Here is a 1,839-nt window from a genome sequence, read left to right as displayed (position 1 = left end):
GGGGGTGGGTCAGCCCTTGCGGGTCTTGATCTCTTCGGTGAGCTGGGGGACGACGTCGAAGAGGTCGCCGACGACGCCGTAGTCGACGAGGTCGAAGATCGGGGCCTCGGCGTCCTTGTTGATGGCGACGATGGTCTTGGAGGTTTGCATGCCGGCGCGGTGCTGGATGGCGCCGGAGATGCCGGAGGCGATGTAGAGCTGTGGGGAGACGCTCTTGCCGGTCTGGCCGACCTGGTTGGTGTGCGGGTACCAGCCGGCGTCGACGGCGGCGCGGGAGGCGCCGACGGCGGCACCGAGGGAGTCGGCGAGTGCCTCGATGACCGTGAAGTTCTCGGCGCCGTTGACGCCACGGCCGCCGGAGACCACGATCGCGGCCTCGGTGAGCTCGGGGCGGCCGGTCGACTCGCGCGGGGTGCGGGAGACGATCTTGGTGGCGGTGGAGTGCTCGCCGAAGGAGACGGTCAGGGTCTGGACGGTGCCGGCGGCCGGGGCGGTCTCGACCGGGGCCGAGTTCGGCTTCACGGTGATGACCGGGGTGCCCTTGGAGACGCGGGACTTGGTGGTGAACGCGGCGGCGAACGCGGACTGGGTGGCCACCGGGCCCTGGTCGCCGGCTTCCAGGTCGATGGCGTCGGTGATGATGCCGGAGCCGATACGGACCGCGAGACGGGCCGCGATCTCCTTGCCCTCGGCGGAGGACGGGACCAGCACGGCGGCCAGGGGGCCGGTGGCGGAGACGGCGTCGTGGGCGGCCTTGAGGGCGTCGACCTTCGGCACGACGAGGTAGTCGGCGAACTCGGGGGCGTCGGCGGTCAGTACCTTGATGGCGCCGTGCTCGGCGAGGGTGGGCGCGGTGGCCTCGGCGCCGGAGCCGAGGGCGACGGCGACCGGCTCGCCGATACGGCGGGCCAGCGTCAGCAGTTCCAGGGTGGGCTTGCGGACGGCGCCGTCCACGTGGTCGACGTAGACGAGAACTTCAGCCATGGGATTGCTCTCCTGCGAATGCGAAGTATGCGGGGGCGGTTGGGGTGATGGCCGAAGCTCAGATGAACTTCTGGCCGGCCAGGAACTCGGCCAGCTGCTTGCCGCCCTCGCCCTCGTCCTTGACGATCGTGCCCGCGGTGCGGGCCGGACGCTGGGCCGCGGAGTCCACCGCGCTCCAGGCACCCTCGAGACCGACCTCGTCGGCGTCGATGTCCAGGTCGGACAGGTCCCAGGACTCCACCGGCTTCTTCTTGGCCGCCATGATGCCCTTGAACGACGGGTAGCGGGCCTCGCCCGACTGGTCGGTGACCGACACGACCGCCGGCAGCGAGGCCTCCAGCTGCTCGCTGGCACTGTCGCCGTCACGGCGGCCGGTGACCGTGCCGTCCTGGACCGAGACCTCGGAGAGCAGGGTGACCTGCGGGACGCCCAGACGCTCGGCGAGGATCGCCGGCAGCACACCCATGGTGCCGTCGGTCGAGGCCATACCGCACACGACCAGGTCGAAACCGGCCTTCTCGACCGCCTTGGCCAGCACCAGCGAGGTACCCATCACATCGCTGCCGTGCAGATCGTCGTCCTCGACATGAACGGCCTTGTCCGCACCCATCGACAGCGCCTTGCGCAACGCGTCCTTCGCGTCCTCCGGACCCACGGTCAACACGGTGATCTCCGCATCGTCCGCCTCATCGGCGATCTGCAGCGCCTGCTCGACCGCGTACTCGTCGAGCTCCGACAACAGCCCGTCCACGTCATCACGGTCGACCGTCAGGTCATCGGCGAAGTGCCGGTCGCCAGTGGCATCGGGCACATACTTCACACAGACAACGATCCTCAAGCTCACGCCGGCTCTCC

Annotated in this window: 2 protein-coding genes; both read right to left on the bottom strand. The window is 69.8% G+C overall.

Features of this window, described 5'->3' with window-relative positions; all coding sequences use genetic code 11:
- Positions 1–9: 9 nt before the first annotated feature.
- Positions 10–984 (bottom strand): electron transfer flavoprotein subunit alpha/FixB family protein, encoded by a 975-nt coding sequence (locus ACZ6ZQ_RS38490; RefSeq protein WP_469773185.1) that lies wholly within the window; start codon positions 982–984, stop codon positions 10–12.
- A gap of 58 nt (positions 985–1,042) precedes the next feature.
- Positions 1,043–1,828, bottom strand: coding sequence for an electron transfer flavoprotein subunit beta/FixA family protein (locus tag ACZ6ZQ_RS38485; protein WP_469773186.1), 786 nt, complete (start codon positions 1,826–1,828; stop codon positions 1,043–1,045).
- Between the last annotated feature and the right edge of the window lie 11 nt (positions 1,829–1,839).

Source organism: Streptomyces sp. NPDC053673 (assembly GCF_055585225.1).
The sequence above is the reverse complement of the archived record's forward strand: the minus strand, read 5'-3'. Positions and strand labels throughout refer to the sequence as shown.

What these genes read in the sequence shown, in the direction of transcription:
- ACZ6ZQ_RS38490 (WP_469773185.1), bottom strand. Translation starts at nt 984, where the DNA reads ATGGCTGAAGTTCTCGTCTACGTCGACCACGTGGACGGCGCCGTCCGC.